This is a genomic window from Agrobacterium salinitolerans (assembly GCF_002008225.1).
Classification (GTDB): domain Bacteria; phylum Pseudomonadota; class Alphaproteobacteria; order Rhizobiales; family Rhizobiaceae; genus Agrobacterium; species Agrobacterium salinitolerans.
Genome location: NZ_MRDH01000006.1, coordinates 213,529 through 231,234, shown reverse-complemented (window position 1 = coordinate 231,234; position 17,706 = coordinate 213,529). Strand labels below are relative to the sequence as shown.

The following is a 17,706-nucleotide window of genomic DNA, read 5'->3' as shown; positions in this document are numbered from 1 at the left end:
TTCTTGTTACTCCACCGGATTTTCGTGTCTGCCGTCCGGAAGAACGACAGAGCGCGCCCGTTTGCCGCGGAAATAGGACTGCACCCACGGGTCGTCGCAGGCGAACATGTCCTGCAATGTCCCTTCCACCAGCACTTTCTTCTGTCCCAGCACCGCAATGCGGTCGCAGACGGAGAACAGGCTGTCGAGGTCGTGCGTCACCATATAGACGGTCAGGCCAAGCGAATCGCGCAAGCGCGCAATCAGCATATCAAATTCCGCCGCCCCGATGGGATCGAGGCCGGATGTCGGCTCATCGAGGAAGACGAGATCGGGATCGAGCGACAGCGCCCGGGCAAGGGCCGCGCGCTTGATCATGCCGCCTGATAGTTCGGATGGGTATTTGTCGCCGGCATCGGGCTTCAACCCCACCATCTCGATCTTGAGATAGGCCAGCTCGTCCATCAGCTTTTTCGGCAGGTCCAGATATTCCCGCATCGGCAGCTGGATGTTTTCCTTCACCGTCAGGCCGGAAAACAGTGCGCCCTGCTGGAACAGCACGCCAAGGCGCTGATCGAGCATCATGCGGTCGTCTTCGCTCGCCTTGTCGTAATCGGTGCCGAGAATGCGGATGGCACCTGCCTGGCGGGGCAGAAGCCGCAGGATCGCGCGCATCAGGACGGATTTGCCCGCGCCGGATGGCCCGATGAAGCCGAGGATTTCGCCGCGATAGACATCGAGATTGAGATCTTCGAGCACGTTGCGGCCATTGAAGCCGACAGTCACACCCTCGACGGAAAGCACCGCCTCGCGGCCGTCCTTTTCAGTTTTTGTCTCTTGCGGTTTCTGGTCCAGTGTTTCCAACGCGCCCTCCTTAAAAATCGATGGCTGCGTAGAAGATGGCGAAAAGACCATCCACCAGAATGACGACGAAGATCGATTTGACCACCGACGAGGTGACATGCTTGCCAAGCGATTCCGCCGAACCGCCCACCTTCATGCCCTCCACCGCCGCGACGATGCCGATGATGAGCGCCATGAACGGCGCCTTGATCATGCCGGCCGCAATGGTCGACTCCTCGACCGCGCCATGCAGGCGAGACAGGAACACCTCAAACGTGATGCCCGAATAAGCAAAGGCCACGATGGCGGCGCCAAACAGGGCGGCGAAATTGGCAAGAATGGTCAAAAGCGGCAGCGCGATGGTGAGCGCCACCAGCCGCGGAAACACCAAAACGCCCACGGGGTTGAGGCCGATCACCTTCAGCGCGTCGATTTCCTCGCGCATCTTCATCGAGCCGATTTCCGCCGTGATCGCGCTGCCGGAACGGCCAGCGATCATGATCGCGGTCAGAAGCACACCGATTTCGCGCAATTGCAGAATGCCGACGAGATCGACAACGAAGACTTCCGCGCCGAAATAACGAAGCTGGAACGCGCCCTGCTGGGCGATGATCGCGCCGATCAGGAACGACATCAGCATGATGATCGGCACAGCGCGCACGCCCATATGGTCGATCTGGTTGACGATGGCCGCCGGCGAAACGCCGCGCCCGCGCCCGAGCTTCATCTGCGCGCCGCGCACGGCGGAGCCGAGAATATACATGCCCGCCAGAAAATCCGCACCGTTCTGCACGACGGCCTTGCCGACAGGCGCAAAAATACGTTCGGCAAGCCCCGCCTTCGCAGCGGCCGCGCCCTCCATTTCCACTTTTTCGGGCAATTGGGAAATGACCTCTTCGATACGGTCATTGCCCGTCACGGTGACGGTGGCGCCATTTGCCTCCAGGTCCTTGCGCAGGCGCTGAATGATCCATGCGCCGGTCGTATCGATGGCCTCGACGGAAGAAAGATCGATTTCCACCGGGCCGGTGGATTTGCTCTTTTCGATCTTTTCAAGACTGGAGAAAACACCGGCGAGATTGCTGTTGCGCCAGGAACCGCTCAGGGCAAAACGCGAACCGCCGCCGGAGACGTTATCGTCTTCGGTGATTGCGGCCGGGTTCGCCTGTTGCCGTGTGTCCTGTTCTTGCATAATGCTCCGAGCGAGTGCAGTCGTCACGAGATTCTTAATGGTTTCATAACGGTTTGACCTTCGGCAAGCCACAGTGACGGCCGACAATTCGCGATAAATTTGGCGTCATGTGTCTTTTGACGCCTGTTAGGAAGTGAAAAAACATGCCCCGTTACCTTCAAGCCACAACAGAACGTTTCCCCGTGGCTGGCAGCTTCACCATTTCACGCGGCACCCGCACGCATGCGGATGTCGTAACGTGTACCATCCGCGATGGTTCCTTTACCGGCAGAGGTGAATGTGTGCCCTATCCGCGTTATGGCGAAAGCATCGAGGGCGTCATCGCCGATATCGAGGCGATGGCGGAACAGATCGCCGGCGGCGTGACACGACAGGAACTACAGCAGGCGATGCAACCCGGCGCCGCCCGCAATGCGGTCGATTGCGCGCTATGGGACCTCGAGGCCAAGATCAGCGGCAAGACTGTTGCCGCGCGCATCCTTGGACAGGCGGCAAAGCCGCTCGTCACCGCCTATACCATCTCGCTTGCCGACCCGGAGACCATGGCCGCGAAAACGGCGGAAAACGCAGGCCGCCCGCTGCTGAAGATCAAGACCGGCACGGCGGATGACGAGGCGCGTCTAAGGGCCGTGCGCGCCGCCGCACCCGAAGCGCGCATCATCATCGACGCCAATGAGGGCTGGAATGACTATAATATCGAATATTATCTGCGGCTTGCGGCAGAGCTGAAGATATCGCTCATCGAGCAGCCGCTACCCGCCGGCAAGGATGACATCCTCGCCCGCATCGACCATCCGGTGCTGATCTGCGCCGATGAAAGCGTGCATTCCACCAGGGACCTCGCCGGCCTTCGCGACCGTTACGATGCAATCAACATCAAGCTCGACAAGACCGGCGGCCTGACTGAAGCGCTTGTCATGAAAGCGGAAGCGGAACGGCTCGGCTTCACCATCATGGTGGGCTGCATGCTCGGCACCTCGCTCGGCATGGCGCCGGCTGTGCTGGCGGCGCAGGGTGCGGCCTTCGCCGATCTCGATGGGCCGCTATTGTTGGCGCACGATCGTGATCCCGGGTTGGTTTATGAGGGTTCGCTGGTTTATCCGGCGCGGCCGGAACTGTGGGGGTGAGCCCCTAAAATTAGAACCAGATGAGGTGCGACGCCACCGCGTATTTCTTCTCCCCGCCGGGGAGAAGGTGGCCCGAAGGGTCGGATGAGGGGGAAACGTAGCCGAATTTCGGAGAGCTTGCCCCCTCATCCCGCTGCCGCGACCTTCTCCCCGGCGGGGAGAAGAAACAAGCGGCATCCACTCGTCCCACACGAGCGCGCATTGATCGCAAGGAAACACCGAAGGCTAGGTATCCCTTTAGCTCGCAGGCCCAATCAGGCCGCGTGCTTGCCAATCAAACCCGGAATATCCACCGGCTCCATCTCGTCCGATGCCTGTTCGGCGGTAACGTCGCTCGTCTGCATCCAGGTGATCAACTCGAAGCTGCCATCGGCGTTTTCGGCAATCGCCGTGCAGCTTTCCACCCAGTCGCCGGTGTTGATGTAGCGGATGCCGTCCATGTCTTCCATGACAGCATGGTGGATGTGGCCACAGATGACGCCATCGACATTGTTGCGCCGCGCCTCTTCGGCCACCACGCGCTGGAATTCTCCGATGAAGTTGACGGCGTGTTTCACCTGCAGCTTGGCCCAGGCCGAAAACGACCAGTAAGGCAAGCCGATGCGGCGGCGCACGGCGGCAATCGCGATGTTGAGCGCAATTGCCGCGTCATAGGCCCAGTCGCCGAGATAAGCGAGCAGGCGGGCGTTGCGCACCACCACGTCGAACTCGTCGCCATGGATGACGAGGTATTTCTTGCCGTCGCCCGCCTCGTGGATCATGCGCTCGGCCACTTCGATGCCGCCGAAATGCATGCCTGGGAACTCCCGCAGGAATTCGTCGTGATTGCCCGGAATATAAACGATGCGGGTGCCCTTGCGGGCCTTGCGCAGAAGCTTCTGCACCACGTCGTTGCAGCCCTGCGGCCAGTACCAGCTGCGGCGCAGGCGCCAGCCGTCGACGATGTCGCCGACGAGAATGATCGTTTCGGCTTCGTGGTATTTCAGGAAGTCGAGCAGATAATCCGTCTTGGCCGCCTTGGAGCCGAGATGAACATCCGAAATGAAAAGCGTTCTGAACTGTCTGGTTTCGATTTGACCGGCCACGGATTTCATCCCCCTGTTCGGTTGCGTCCCTGCGGCTTTCTTACCTCTCAGAACCAGACTCGTGTTTCAGCAACATGACAGCGGCGGTTTTTTGTATGGAATATGACGGATAGCTTCACGAAAACGCGAATAAGCCATGCCCGCATTTGCATAAGGAGGCGGTAAATAACGGCTGTACCACGGGGAAGTTTGTTGTATTCAGGGGGCCGGAATTGAACCAGACATGACGGTGGAAGAATGACCTCTCACGATAAGAACAACACGCCCGCCAACACGGCAAAGGCCGACATCGAGGAACAGGCGCTCTTTTTCCACCGCTACCCGCGCCCCGGCAAGCTGGAAATCCAGGCCACCAAGCCGCTCGGCAACCAGCGCGATCTGGCGCTCGCCTATTCGCCGGGTGTGGCCGCCCCGTGCCTCGCCATCCACGAGAACCCCGAAATGGCGGCGGACTATACGGCCCGCGCCAATCTCGTTGCCGTCATTTCCAACGGCACGGCGGTGCTCGGTCTTGGCAATATCGGCCCGCTCGCTTCCAAGCCTGTGATGGAAGGCAAGGCCGTTCTCTTCAAGAAATTCGCCGGCATCGACGTGTTCGATATCGAGATCGACGCACCCGGCATCAACGACATGGTCTCCACCATCGCGGCGCTGGAGCCCACCTTCGGCGGCATCAACCTTGAGGACATCAAGGCGCCGGAATGTTTCGAAGTGGAGCGCCAGCTGCGCGAGAAGATGAACATTCCGGTCTTCCACGACGATCAGCACGGCACTGCGATCATCGTCGCCGCCGCCGTCACCAATGCGCTGGAACTGGCCGGCAAATCTCTGTCCAGCGTCAAGATCGTCGCCTCGGGCGCCGGTGCAGCTGCCCTTGCCTGCCTCAACCTGCTCGTCGCCATGGGCGCGAAGAAGGAAAACATCTGGGTCCACGACATCGAAGGCCTCGTTTATGACGGCCGCAACACGTTGATGGACGAGTGGAAGGAAGTTTACGCCCAGAAGACCGACAAGCGCGTGCTGGCCGAAACCATCGACGGCGCGGATGTCTTCCTCGGCCTTTCCGCCGCCGGCGTGCTGAAGCCGGAACTGCTCGAGCGCATGGCGGCAAACCCGCTGATCCTGGCGCTTGCCAACCCCAATCCGGAAATCATGCCGGAAGCGGCGCGTGCTGCCCGTCCGGATGCGATGATCTGCACCGGCCGTTCGGATTTCCCGAACCAGGTCAACAACGTTCTCTGCTTCCCCTATATCTTCCGCGGCGCGCTGGATTGCGGCGCAACCACGATCAATGAAGAAATGAAGATGGCCGCAGTGCAGGCCATCGCGGAACTCGCGCGTGAGGAAGTCTCCGAAGTGGCCGCCAAGGCCTATAGCGGCGAAACGCCGATCTTCGGCCCAACCTACCTCATCCCCTCGCCCTTCGATCCGCGCCTCATCCTGCGCATCGCCCCTGCGGTCGCCCGTGCCGCCGCCGCAAGCGGTGTCGCCGCCCGGCCCATCACCGATTTCGAAGCCTATCTCGACCAGCTGAACCGTTTCGTCTGGCGCTCCGGCTTCATCATGAAGCCTGTCTTCAATGCCGCGAAAGCCGCCGAAAAGAAGCGCATCATCTTTGCCGAAGGCGAAGACGAGCGCGTGCTGCGCGCCGCCCAGGTGCTCCTGGAAGAAGGCACCGGCGTCCCGATCCTCATCGGCCGTCCGCAGATCATCGAAACGCGCCTGAAGCGCTTCGGCCTGCGCATCCGCCCGCATACGGATTTCGCCGTGGTCAACCCGGAAGACGATCCGCGCTACCGTGAATACGTGGATGATTATTTCGCCCTCGTCGGCCGCGTCGGCATCAACCCGGAAGCGGCGCGCACCATCGTGCGCACCAACACGACCGTCATTGGTGCGCTTTCCGTCAAGCGCGGCGAAGCCGATGCGCTGATCTGCGGCCTCGAAGGCCGTTACGACCGCCATCTGCGCGACGTGAACCAGATCATCGGCAAGCAGGAAGGCGTGCGTTCTTTCGCGGGCTTGAGCCTGCTCATCACCCAGCAGGGTGCGCTCTTCCTCACCGATACTTTCGTGAACTATGACCCGACCTCCGAGGAAGTGGCGGAAATGGCCATTCTCGCGGCCAAGGAAATCCGTCGCTTCGGCATCACGCCGAAAATAGCACTCGCCAGCCACTCCAATTTCGGCTCGCGTGATTCCGAAAGCGCCCGCAAGATGCGCCGCGCCCTGAAGATCGTGCAGGAAGCCGCACCGGAACTGGAAGTGGACGGCGAAATGCAGGGCGGCTCGGCGCTGTCGGAAGCACTGCGCAAACGCGCCATGCCCAATAGCGTCCTGACCGGCGAAGCAAACCTGCTGGTCTTCCCGAACCTCGATGCCGCCAATATCACGCTGGGTGTCACCCGCACCTTGACGGAAGGCCTGCATGTCGGCCCGATCCTGCTCGGCACGGCCCTGCCCGCCCATATCCTGTCGCCCAGCGTCACCTCGCGCGGCGTCGTCAACATGGCAGCCTTTGCCGTGGTGCAGGCCTCACACCCTTCGGTGTGATAGAGGCCGCATTAACGCAATTTTGAACAGGCTGTTGCCGAGTTGCGGCAACAGCTTATGTTATCTTCCTGAAACACGGATTTCCTGAAGCATAACACCCCTGCCACCGGCCGGGGACATCGAACGGATCGAACAATTGACCCGCCGCAGCCGCATCATCGGCCTCCTGCTTCCCCTTGTTCTCATGGCTCCTGCCGCCGCTTCTGCGGATCAGGTCTGCGATACGCTTTATGGGCAGTTGCGCGAGCCGCCGCGCGTCATCGGCAATACGGCCGAGGTGCGGCGTTACGCCAATGCGCTTGCCCGCCAGAACATCGTCATCCGCAAGATCAGGAACGACCTGCGCAGCTATGGCTGCTCATCCGGCAGCGTCATTGTCTATGGCAATCCCAATGCCGGTCTCTGCGCCGAGATTGGCGATGCGCTGGCGGAAGCTGAAGCCGAGCGTGATGCGATCATCCGCGACCGCGACGACGCCATGGCGGCCGCGCGTGACAACGACGGCGACATCAGGCGTCAGCGCATCCTCGCCGCCCTCGATGCCAATGGCTGCAACACCGTACCGCAAACGGAAACGCAATTGCCGCCGCCTCGGGATGTGACGCGTTATCCCGACGCCTTCCGACACAATGGCGACGAGCCGGGACAAGCGGGGCTTTCGCCCTATCCCAACGCCGCCGCCGAGGGCGGACTTCGCACCCTCTGCGTGCGCACCTGCGACGGCTCGTTTTTCCCCATCGCCTCCAACGCCTCACCGCTCGATTTCCGCACCCAGGCGGAGCAGTGCGAGAAAATGTGTCCGGGGACGGAGACCGAACTCTATTTCCACTCCATGACGGATCAGGAAACATCAGACATGGTTTCCGCTGAAACCGGCAAACCCTACAAGGATTTGCCCACGGCCTTCGCCTACCGCAATTCGTCAGTGAAAGCACCCGGCTGCGCCTGCAATATGGCCGCCTATCACGAGGAGATGCAAAAACAGGAAGAGGCCGCCCGGCCGCAAGCCGAAAAGCCCTATTCCGGCATCACCACCATCCCATCATCCCAAAGTGACAAGTCGCAGAACCCCACCGAACAGCAACAGGCCGCAAAACCGCCTGAGCAGCCCGTTCCCGAACGCGACTACGATCCGAACGACACCAGGGTGCGCGTCATCGGCCCCAAATTCCTGCCGGACCAGACAGGCCGGATCGATCTGAAGAACCCGGCGCTGAAGGGCATTCAGCCGCAGCAGTGAAATCTCTTGCGCGCGCGTAATGGGGCGAGCGCGCGACCCTTGTTTCTTCTCCCCGCCGGGGAGAAGTCCGCGGCAGCGGGATGAGGGGGCGACGTCGGCGATATTCGGAGAGCTGGCCCCCTCATCCGACCCTTCGGGCCACCTTCTCCCCATCCGGGGAGAAGAAACGATAGGCGACGCTATGCGCATCTCATCCCTTACCGCCCACCCCAGCGATTGCGAAACACCAGCTCCTCCAGCGGCACGCGCTGCCGCCAACCCTTCACCGCCAGTTCCGGCTCGGTATAGAGCGTGTCGACCCGGCCGAGACACAGCCATGCGACGATTTCGATATGCTCGGGTATATCAAGAATGGCGCGAATATCGCTGTCATGGAAAATGCTGACCCAGCCGACACCGATGCCTTCGGCACGGGCGGCAAGCCAGAGGTTCTGGATGGCACAGACGGTGGAATAAACGTCCGTGCGCAGATTGTGGGTGCGGCCCAGCACCACCTTGCCGCCGCGTGTGGGATCGCAGGTGACGCAGATGCTGAGCGGCGCCTTGCGAATGCCTTCAAGCTTCAGGCTGCGATAAAGCGCCTGCTTTTCGCCCGTAAACATCGCCGCCGCCTCCTCATTGGCGCGGCTGAAGGCCACAAAGGCCGCCTGGCGCACGGCGCCATCGGTGACGAGGGTGAAATTCCATGGCTGCATGAAACCGACCGAAGGTGCGGAATGCGCCGCCTTCAAAAGGCGCTCGACGAGATCATCCGGCAGCGGTTCCGGCAAGAACTGGTCGCGCACATCACGGCGCGTCTCGATGGCGCGGTAGATCGCCTCGCGCTCCTCCCGGGAAAACGGGCGGGCGGGCGAAAGCGCGTGATCGAATGGATTGACCTCGGACGACGTTGTGACAGGCGGTTCGGTCGGCATCGTTTATCCCCAACAATGCGGGCGCGCCGATGCAGAAACCATACCGGTTCCGCCGCGACGACGCGCTTTTTCAGCAACCTGCCGCCGTCCGCGCGGTTCGGTCTATCGTGTCAGGCCGGTCTTCTGACTAGGCTTCATCCACCCCTTTCGCCTTCCCGAATAACTTCAGTGGCATGAGAAAAAGGGCATCCGCCTCACAGCGTTGGGCACGTTCCGGTCTTTCACCGGATTCCCGATTCTCCCGCCGCAAGGGCGGGCACCTGACGGGAGAAGCTATGGGCAAAAAAGCTTGCGAATGCAAGTATCCTGCGGGTGGTGCGGCAATGTGGCCTGCTGCACCTTACCGTCATCATGCCACCGGGAAATACCTGACATACGCAAACTCATCGCCATCAGGTGACCAATTGGGCGAGTTCATCGTGCCCTGCCCGCCGAACAGGTCGAACAGCGTTTCGACATTGCCGCCATCAATATCCATCAGCCGCACCCGCACATCCAGATCGCGCGGATGGTCGAAGACATCGGCATCATAGGAAATGAACACCACCTTGTCGCCCTTCGGAGACGGATGCGGGAACCAGTCGCCATAAGCGCTGTCGGTGATGCGCTCGACGGCGGAGCCGTCCACACGCACCCGCCAGATCTGCATGAGCCCGGTACGGCTGGAATTGAAATAAATCCATTCGCCGTCGGGCGAATAATCCGGCCCGTCATTGCGGCCCTCACCATGGGTGAGACGTGTTTCGACACCGCTGTCTATGTCCATGGAATAGATATCAAAAACCTGATCGCGAATGCCGCAATAGGCAAAACCTTTCCCATCCGGCGACCAGCCGTGCCAGTAGGAAGGCAGGTTCTTGGTCATCAGCCGCGGCGCGCCGCCCGCCGAAGGCAGCAGATAGATGGCGCTCTTGCCGAATTCCACCTTGTCGGAAATCGCGTAGAGCGAACCGTCGGGTGAAATGCCGTGGTCGTTGTTGCAGAGTGTGGCAAAGCCGGTATCGACCTTTTCCGGCGGCGCATCACCGGCAAGAGACAGGCGATACAGCAGCCCTTCGCTGTTCAGCAGCAGATAGTGTCCATCCGGCGACCAGTTCGGCGCTTCGAAGAGATCAGGCGTCTGCCACACCACCCGCATCTGGCGGGTGCGGATGTTGAAGATTTCGATGGAGCTGCGCATTCTGCCTCCCGGGCATGTCCCTGTTCTTATTCAAAACGCTTGGTGACGCAGACATTCCGTTTGCATCCACCATGGCCTTGATTATGATCCTAGGGCGGCAGGCACCGTCCTGCAAATTCAAACCGGAAAAAACGCCAGCGCTCCGGCACCGTCCGTGGCCCTCCCCGTTTCTCCCAGATCCGAGGTTCCGCGATGAATTCCATCGCCGATCACAGCATCCGCTTCGGCCGGATCGCCGCAATGCTCCCTGTCAAAAACATCGAAAAGGCCCATGATTTTTACGTTGGCGTGCTCGGCTTCGAAAAGACCTTCGAAAACGGCAACCCTGTCGGCTTCATGATCCTCAAACAGGGCAATACCGAGCTGCACCTGACATTGCAGCCCACCCACAAAGCGGCACCCTTCAATGTGGCGCATATGATGGTGAGCGATGTGGACGCGCTGCATGCGCTCTGCAAGAGCCAGGGCTTGCGCATTATCAAGGGCCTGCAGGACAAGGATTATGGGCTCCGGGCCTTTGTCTTTGAAGATCCTGACGGCAACCGCATCGATGTGGGGCAGGTTATTTGAAGTGATCGGGCGGCGCGGGGTTTTCTCCGCGCCGTCTGTTCAGATACGTAGGCTTATTCTGGGCCGAGCGCATACCACTTGTTTCTTCTCCCCGCCGGGGAGAAGTCCGCGGCAGCGGGATGAGGGGGCGAGCGTCAATATATACGGAGGGGTTGCCCCCTCATCCGACCCTTAGGGCCACCTTCTCCCCCGCGGGGAGAAGAAACAGGTGGCACCGCCGAACCTACCCGCATCGCCCCTTCGACTACCGATCCCGGAAACGGTTGGTAATCGGATAACGCCGGTCACGCCCAAAATTCTTCTTGGTAATCTTCACACCCGGGGCCGATTGCCGGCGCTTGTATTCGGCGAGGTAAAGCAGATGCTCCACCCGGTGCACGGTCGCAATATCATGCCCGCGCGCCAGGATTTCCTCGACCGACATTTCCTTCTCCACAAGGCATTCCAGAATGTCATCCAGCACCGGATAGGGCGGCAGCGAATCCTGGTCGGTCTGGTTGGGGCGCAATTCGGCCGAGGGCGCCTTGGAAAGGATATTGGCGGGGATCACCTCGCCGGAAGGGCCTAGAGCGCCCGGCGGCACATGGGCATTGCGCCAGCTGGAAATGGCGTAGACCTGCATCTTGTAGAGGTCCTTGATGGGGTTGAAACCGCCATTCATGTCGCCGTAAAGCGTGGCGTAACCCACCGACATCTCAGACTTGTTGCCCGTCGTCACCACCATCGAGCCGAACTTGTTCGAAACGGCCATCAAAATGGTGCCGCGTGTGCGGCTCTGCAGGTTTTCTTCGGTAATGCCCTCTTCCGTACCCTCAAAGAGTTCGGAAAGCGCCGACAGGAAACCCTCGACCGGCTCGACGATCGGCACGATATCGTAACGGCAGCCGAGCGCTTTCGCGCAATCGGCGGCGTCCTTCAGCGATTCTTCCGAGGTATAACGGTAAGGCAGCATGATGCAGCGCACCCGCTCCTCGCCCAGCGCATCGACGGCAAGGGCGGCGCAGATCGCCGAATCGATGCCGCCGGAAAGGCCCAGAACCACGCTCTTGAAGCCGTTCTTGTTGACGTAGTCACGGAAACCCAGCATGCAGGCGCGGTAATCCGCCTCCTCGCCTTCAGGGATTTTCGAGAATGGACCGCTCTCGCAGCGCCAGCCGTCAGCAGTACGCTTCCAGTCGGTGACCGCAAGCGTGGCCTCGAACTGGCTCATCTGGAAGGCAAGCGTCTTGTCGGCATTAAAGGCGAAACTCGCACCGTCGAACACCAGCTCGTCCTGCCCGCCCAACTGGTTGGCGAAGACGAGAGGCAGACCGCTTTCGATAACCTGCCGCAGCGCCACCTGATGGCGCACATCCAGCTTGCCGCGATAATAGGGCGAACCGTTCGGCACCAGCAGGATTTCCGCCCCGCTTTCGGCGAGTGTTTCGCAGACACCCATATCGTTCCAGATTTCCTCGCAGATCGGAATGCCGATCCGCACGCCACGGAAATTATAAGGCCCGGAAATCGACCCTTCAGAGAAAACCCGCTTCTCGTCGAATTCGCCGTAATTCGGCAGGTCGATCTTGTCGCGCAGCGCAACGATCTTGCCGCCATCCAGCAGCGCCACGGAATTGTGCCGGCCCGTCTCGCCCTGTCGGGGAAAGCCGATGACCACGCCCGGTCCGCCATCGGCGGTCTCCGCCGCCAGCTCTTCCACCGCTTTCAGGCAGGCTTTCAGGAAAGCCGGCTTCAGCACCAAGTCTTCCGGCGGATAGCCGGATATGAATAGCTCCGTCAGGAGCAGAAGATCGGCGCCCTGCGTCGCCGCATCGGCCCTTGCCTCGCGCGCCTTGGCGAGATTGCCCGCCACGTCGCCAACGGTGGGATTGAACTGCCCGACGGCAATCCGGAGATGGTTCTCTATATCGTGTCTGTCGCTCATGGCTTTTCAATACCGCGCCCGTGGCCGCTCCGCAACGCGGCAATTGCATGGCGGCGCCCGTTACGCTTCGGCCGCGTGCCTTCACGCTAAGGTTATCGCCGCACCGGCCAGACTCTTCAAAGTTCATGTCGCGTTCATCGCGCTTATGTGACAGTTACATGACACTTTTGCGACACCCGATTCACCTCCCCGGATTGGTCGTGCCGCCTGCAATACCGGAGTATGGGTTTGAAACATTCGGCGCCAAAAACAACGGCTTCCGAAAAGGCTGGTTTCGTCTTTTCGCCTGCATGGACAAGGAGCCTTTCCAGGCTTTCGGGCACGGCCTATACGCTTGCCAATCTGACGGTCGCGTCCGTCGTGCTGGTCGTGGCGCTGGAGTGGATCGCGCGGGGCTCGCTCACCGATGTCGGCGTTTTCCTCACCTCCTCCGCCCGCCCCGGAATGACCACCATTGCCGCCGTGCTCGCCCTCCTCGTGGCACTGGATGCACTTCTTGGCAGGCGTTACCTGTCGCTGATCGCGCTTGCGCCGCTCTGCGCGCTGACGGGGCTGATTTCGGCGCAGAAGCAGACCTATCTCTCCGATCCTCTTTATCCATCCGACCTCTTATTCGGCCGCCAGATCCTCGAGCTTCTGCCGACCATGCTGAGGGCTCAGCCGATGACGGCAGCCCTCGTCGCCCTCGGCATCTTTGCCACGATTGCGGCACTTACGGGCCTCTGGCTGCTGGCGCGCCGCCACTCACCGGGCCTGAGCTGGCGCGAACGCGCCGCTGGTCTCGCGCTGGCGCTGCCGCTTCTCGCCGGTCTTGCCTCGCTTATGGACTATTCGCATTATTCCTGGGTGCGCGATCGCCTCAACATCATTCCCATGATGTGGGATCAGCAGGAAAATTACCGCCATAACGGCTTCCTGATGGCCTTCGCCTTCAATATTCCGATGGCCAATGTCGCAGCGCCGCAGGGGTATGGCGAAAATGCCATCGCCGACCTGACATCCAAGCCCGCCGCCTTCGCCGCCAACAAGGGCGATTACCCCGATGTCATCATGCTGATGAGCGAATCGCTGTGGGATCCGAAGCGGCTGGAAAATGTGAAGCTCTCCGACGATCCCATGCCGACGATCCGCGCCAAACGGTCCGGCAATGTCTTTTCCCCGGAGTTCGGCGGCATGACGGCGAATGTGGAATTCGAGGCGCTGACCGGCTTCTCCAACGCCTTCCTGCCCTATGGCAGCATTCCCTATCAGCAATATATCCGCCGCCCGGTGCCCTCGCTCGCCAGCTTCTTCCGTGGCGAAGGTTATTCCGCCATCGCCATGCATCCCTTCCAGGAATGGTTCTGGAACCGCAAGCAGGTCTATGCGAATTTCGGCTTCGAGGAATTCCGCTCCGAAGAGACGCTGCCGGCCATGGAAAAACGCGGCAACTTTGCCTCCGACGATGCGCTGATGGACGAGATCATGGCGACGGCCGAAAAGGCGCAGAACCCGCTCTTCCTCTTCGCCGTCACCCTTCAGGGACATGGTCCCTATGAGGTGACCCGTTACGCAAAAAACACGATTGGCGTCGAAGGCGACCTCTCCGCCTCGGCCTCGCAGGCGCTCGCCACCTATTCTCAAGGGGTGGCGGAAGCTGATGAAGCGCTGCTGAAACTGATGCGCTGGGCGAAGAAGCGCGACCGGGAAACCATTATCGTCCTCTTCGGCGATCACCTGCCGCCGCTCGGCCAGACCTTTGTCGAAAGCGGTTACATGCCGGGCATGGTGGCAAGCCGCCGCGCGCCGCTGGAGGTGATGAAAAAGGAACACGAGACACCGCTCGTCGTCTGGTCCTCAAAGAAGGGCGTGCGCAAGAATATCGGCACCATCAGCCCGGCGCTTTTGCCCTATCATGTGCTGAAGACGGCGGGCTTCTCCGATCCCTTCTATACCGGCATGCTCGGCGAGGTTCAGCAAGCCTTTTCCGTCGTCGACCGGCACATGCTGGTGACGGCCGACGGCAAGGCCCAGCCCGACTGGTCGATTGCCGCGAACGCCGTTCCCGAGGTGGTGCGCGATTACAGGATGCTGCAATTCGACATGATGTTCGGCCAGCAATATGGCCGCGAACGCTTCTTCCCCGGTTTCAACTGGCTGCACGAGGGGGCGCCATCGGTCTGATGGTTTTCGGCGAGGGACGCCTGAACCGCATGGCGGTGGAAATCGTTTGAATTCCACCGCCATGCGGGTTTATCTCGCAAAACGTTCAGGCCTCATCAGAACCGGAGACACACCGTGTCAGATATCTCCGACTATATCATTTCGCATTTCAAGCGCTCCTCCCGTGAAATCGGCGAGGTGGAACGGCGCATCCTGGAACTGTCGCACCAGAAGAAGCTGGTTTCGAGCGACACCAATGCGGAATTTTCCGCCGGGGCCAGTGTCGGTGACAGGCTGGCGGACAATATCGCCAAGGTCGGCGGCTCATGGGGTTTCATTCTCAGCTTCTGTTTTTTCCTGATCTTCTGGGCCATCATCAACACCATCGTGCTGACCACCCGCGCTTTCGACCCCTACCCCTTCATTTTCCTCAATCTGCTTCTCTCCATGCTGGCCGCCATCCAGGCGCCGATCATCATGATGTCGCAGAACCGCCAGGCCGCCCGCGACCGTTTCGAGGCCGCCAAGGACTACGAGGTGAACCTGAAGGCCGAGCTTGAGGTTCTGTCCCTGCATGAAAAGATCGACGTGAAGGTGCTGGCCGAACTGGCGGCACTGCGCCAGGACCTTGCAGCGCTTCACCGCCATGTCGCTCGCAAGGAAGACTGACGCCGAAAAAATTCATCCCCGCTTTTCCCCGCCCCGCGACCCGCTGTTAAAGTGAACGCAGTCCTGCCGGGTGAGTGCCAGACGTGGCGCAAACCGAAGGACGGTCCTGGTGGTGGAACGCTGGCAACGTTCGTGGAAAGGACCATTTCGCAAGGCCGCCGTGCACGGCCCTTGCGAGATACGGCATGGTGAAAGACCCGGCTGCGCAACGCATCCGACAAACCCCAACCTCACATGAAGCGCAGCCGGGGATCGCCCGGTGCTCTCCATCCATACCCCGCATGGCAGCGCCGTGCGGGATGAAGGTGTTGGTTTTTTTGGGGCGTCTTCAGGAAGTGCGCGGGGCTTTACCCCCCTCTGCCCTGCCGGGCATCTCCCCCTCAAGGGGGGAGATCGATCTGCAGCGAGGTTTCGCCCCTCTCAACGTTTGAGGATGAAGCGACAAAAGGGCCTCCTGCTGATCTCCCCCCTTGAGGGGGAGATGCCCGGCAGGGCAGAGGGGGGTAAGCCACACCCACCCTCGATCTCCCGAAAATCCACCCCCAGTTACGAATCCGTCAGATTCTTACGCTACAGATTGACGCAGGCGTTTGTTGCATTGCACTCTAGCGGGCAAGGCTGATGCGGGAATCACTCCCCATCGTCAAAATGGCATCACGACCATTTCGCGGCGACGCCACGCCGGATGCGACATCCGGTCATCGCAATATTCTGTTCCGGGGTTTTTCATGCACCAGTTCGATCTGATTGTTGTCGGCAGCGGTCCGGCGGGTAGACGGGCCGCCATTCAGGCCGCCAAGCTCGAAAAGAGGGTTCTGGTCATTGAGAAGGGCAGCCGCGTTGGCGGCGTTTCGGTGCATACCGGCACCATTCCTTCCAAAACCCTGCGCGAAACCGCGCTCAACCTCACCGGCTGGCGCGAGCGCGGATTTTACGGTCGCGCCTATCGCGTCAAGCAGGAGATCGATGCGGAAGACCTGCGCCGTCGCCTCCTCATCACGCTGGATCACGAGGTGGAAGTGCTGGAACACCAGTTCTCCCGCAACCGCGTGCAGCACATTCGCGGCACGGCAAGCTTCATCGACGCCAACACAATGAAGGTGGTGAAGAGCGACGGCGAGATCATGACTGTCACCGCCACCTCCATCCTGCTGACCATCGGCACCCGCCCCTACAGGCCGCCGCATATTCCCTTCGATGGCGAAGCGGTGCTCGATTCGGACGAGATTCTGGAAATCAAGGAACTGCCGCGCTCCATGATCGTCGTTGGCGCTGGCGTCATCGGCATCGAATATGCCACCATCTTCAGCGCGCTCGACACGCAGGTAACTGTGGTGGAACCGCGCGAGACCATGCTGGAATTCATCGACAAGGAAATCGTCGAGGATTTCACCTATCAGCTGCGCGACCGCAACATGAAGCTGATCTTCGGCCAGAAGGCGGAAAAGGTGGAACGCGACGAGAGCGGCAAATGCCTTGTCTCGCTCGGCAACGGTCGCGTGCTGAAGGCCGAGACCGTCCTCTTCGCCGCCGGTCGCGTCGGCGCCACCGATACGCTCAATCTTTCCGCCTGCGGGCTGGAGGCCGATAGCCGTGGCCGCCTTAAAGTCGATCCCGAGACCTTCCAGACCTCTGTGCCGAACATCTATGCTGCCGGCGATATCATCGGTTTCCCGAGCCTTGCCTCCACGTCGATGGAACAGGGCCGCATCGCCGCCCGCCATGCCGTCGGCGCACCGGCCGGTGAGCCGCCGCAATTCTTCCCCTATGGCATCTATGCCGTGCCTGAGATCTCAACCTGCGGCCTGACGGAAGAGGAAGTCATCGAACGCAACATTCCCTATGAATGCGGCATCGCCCATTTCCGCGAAACCTCACGCGGCCACATCATGGGCCTCGACAGCGGGCTCTTGAAGATGATCTTCTCTCTGAAAACCCGCCGCCTGCTCGGCGTCCACATCGTCGGCGAAGGTGCGACCGAACTGGTGCATATCGGCCAGGCGGTGCTGAACCTCAAGGGCACGGTGGAATATTTCGTCGAGAATACCTTCAACTATCCCACACTTGCGGAAGCTTACAAGATCGCCGGGCTGGATGCTTGGAACCGGATGGGTGAGATCAAGAAGGATTGAGGCTTTGTCGCGGGTAAGGAGATAATCTGCAATGTTCGAAAACATCTCCTGCCGTCATGCTCGGGCCTGTCCCGAGCATCTGCAACGTCTCGGTTTATGAGACGTGATTAGAACCTTGGGACAAGCCCAAGGATGACGCCGCGTATCGAGCGAGAA

At 60.6% G+C, this 17,706-nt stretch carries 13 protein-coding genes and 1 riboswitch; of the genes, 7 read left to right on the top strand and 6 right to left on the bottom strand.

Features of this window, described 5'->3' with window-relative positions:
- Nucleotides 1-6: 6 nt before the first annotated feature.
- Together BS627_RS05190 and BS627_RS05185 are read right to left on the bottom strand one after the other, a co-directional pair.
- Nucleotides 7-843, bottom strand: a complete 837-nt coding sequence (locus tag BS627_RS05190; RefSeq protein ID WP_077982199.1) for an ABC transporter ATP-binding protein — start codon at nucleotides 841-843, stop codon at nucleotides 7-9.
- A 10-nt stretch (nucleotides 844-853) separates the two neighbouring features.
- Nucleotides 854-2,014: an ABC transporter permease gene (locus BS627_RS05185; RefSeq protein ID WP_077982198.1), complete on the bottom strand. Its 1,161-nt coding sequence runs from the start codon at nucleotides 2,012-2,014 to the stop codon at nucleotides 854-856.
- A gap of 143 nt (nucleotides 2,015-2,157) precedes the next feature.
- Between BS627_RS05185 and dgcA the strand changes: the two genes are divergently transcribed.
- Nucleotides 2,158-3,141, top strand: coding sequence for an N-acetyl-D-Glu racemase DgcA (gene dgcA / locus BS627_RS05180; protein ID WP_077982197.1), 984 nt, complete (start codon nucleotides 2,158-2,160; stop codon nucleotides 3,139-3,141).
- A gap of 254 nt (nucleotides 3,142-3,395) precedes the next feature.
- Here the strand turns inward: dgcA and BS627_RS05175 are convergent, their stop codons facing one another.
- On the bottom strand, nucleotides 3,396-4,235 hold the full coding sequence (locus tag BS627_RS05175) for a UDP-2,3-diacylglucosamine diphosphatase (protein ID WP_162520381.1): 840 nt from the start codon (nucleotides 4,233-4,235) through the stop codon (nucleotides 3,396-3,398).
- 228 nt (nucleotides 4,236-4,463) lie between these two features.
- Here BS627_RS05175 and BS627_RS05170 point away from each other — a divergent pair, with 228 nt between their 5' ends.
- Together BS627_RS05170 and BS627_RS05165 are read left to right on the top strand one after the other, a co-directional pair.
- On the top strand, nucleotides 4,464-6,779 hold the full coding sequence (locus BS627_RS05170) for an NADP-dependent malic enzyme (RefSeq protein ID WP_077982195.1): 2,316 nt from the start codon (nucleotides 4,464-4,466) through the stop codon (nucleotides 6,777-6,779).
- 136 nt (nucleotides 6,780-6,915) lie between these two features.
- On the top strand, nucleotides 6,916-8,019 hold the full coding sequence (locus tag BS627_RS05165) for a DUF2865 domain-containing protein (RefSeq protein ID WP_165691137.1): 1,104 nt from the start codon (nucleotides 6,916-6,918) through the stop codon (nucleotides 8,017-8,019).
- Between the two features lie 197 nt (nucleotides 8,020-8,216).
- Here the strand turns inward: BS627_RS05165 and bluB are convergent, their stop codons facing one another.
- On the bottom strand, nucleotides 8,217-8,933 hold the full coding sequence (bluB, locus tag BS627_RS05160) for a 5,6-dimethylbenzimidazole synthase (RefSeq protein WP_077982194.1): 717 nt from the start codon (nucleotides 8,931-8,933) through the stop codon (nucleotides 8,217-8,219).
- A gap of 96 nt (nucleotides 8,934-9,029) precedes the next feature.
- Nucleotides 9,030-9,212, bottom strand: a riboswitch (cobalamin riboswitch).
- Nucleotides 9,213-9,282: 70 nt separating this feature from the next.
- Nucleotides 9,283-10,113, bottom strand: a complete 831-nt coding sequence (locus tag BS627_RS05155; protein WP_077982193.1) for a TolB family protein — start codon at nucleotides 10,111-10,113, stop codon at nucleotides 9,283-9,285.
- Nucleotides 10,114-10,305: 192 nt separating this feature from the next.
- On the opposite strand from BS627_RS05155, the gene BS627_RS05150 reads away from it, so the two are divergent.
- The gene (locus BS627_RS05150; RefSeq protein WP_077982192.1) at nucleotides 10,306-10,683 is read left to right on the top strand and encodes a glyoxalase superfamily protein; all 378 of its coding nucleotides are present in this window, start codon (nucleotides 10,306-10,308) and stop codon (nucleotides 10,681-10,683) included.
- A gap of 244 nt (nucleotides 10,684-10,927) precedes the next feature.
- Here BS627_RS05150 and BS627_RS05145 read toward each other — a convergent pair whose 3' ends face one another.
- Nucleotides 10,928-12,607, bottom strand: a complete 1,680-nt coding sequence (locus BS627_RS05145) for an NAD+ synthase (RefSeq protein WP_077982191.1) — start codon at nucleotides 12,605-12,607, stop codon at nucleotides 10,928-10,930.
- A 222-nt stretch (nucleotides 12,608-12,829) separates the two neighbouring features.
- On the opposite strand from BS627_RS05145, the gene BS627_RS05140 reads away from it, so the two are divergent.
- The 3 genes from BS627_RS05140 to sthA all read left to right on the top strand — a co-directional run bounded on the left by BS627_RS05140 (nucleotide 12,830) and on the right by sthA (nucleotide 17,550).
- Nucleotides 12,830-14,770: an LTA synthase family protein gene (locus BS627_RS05140; RefSeq protein WP_165691136.1), complete on the top strand. Its 1,941-nt coding sequence runs from the start codon at nucleotides 12,830-12,832 to the stop codon at nucleotides 14,768-14,770.
- A 114-nt stretch (nucleotides 14,771-14,884) separates the two neighbouring features.
- Nucleotides 14,885-15,418, top strand: a complete 534-nt coding sequence (locus BS627_RS05135) for a DUF1003 domain-containing protein (protein ID WP_077982190.1) — start codon at nucleotides 14,885-14,887, stop codon at nucleotides 15,416-15,418.
- A gap of 728 nt (nucleotides 15,419-16,146) precedes the next feature.
- Complete coding sequence (sthA, locus tag BS627_RS05130; RefSeq protein WP_077982189.1) at nucleotides 16,147-17,550, top strand: Si-specific NAD(P)(+) transhydrogenase; 1,404 nt, start codon at nucleotides 16,147-16,149, stop codon at nucleotides 17,548-17,550.
- Nucleotides 17,551-17,706: the final 156 nt, after the last annotated feature.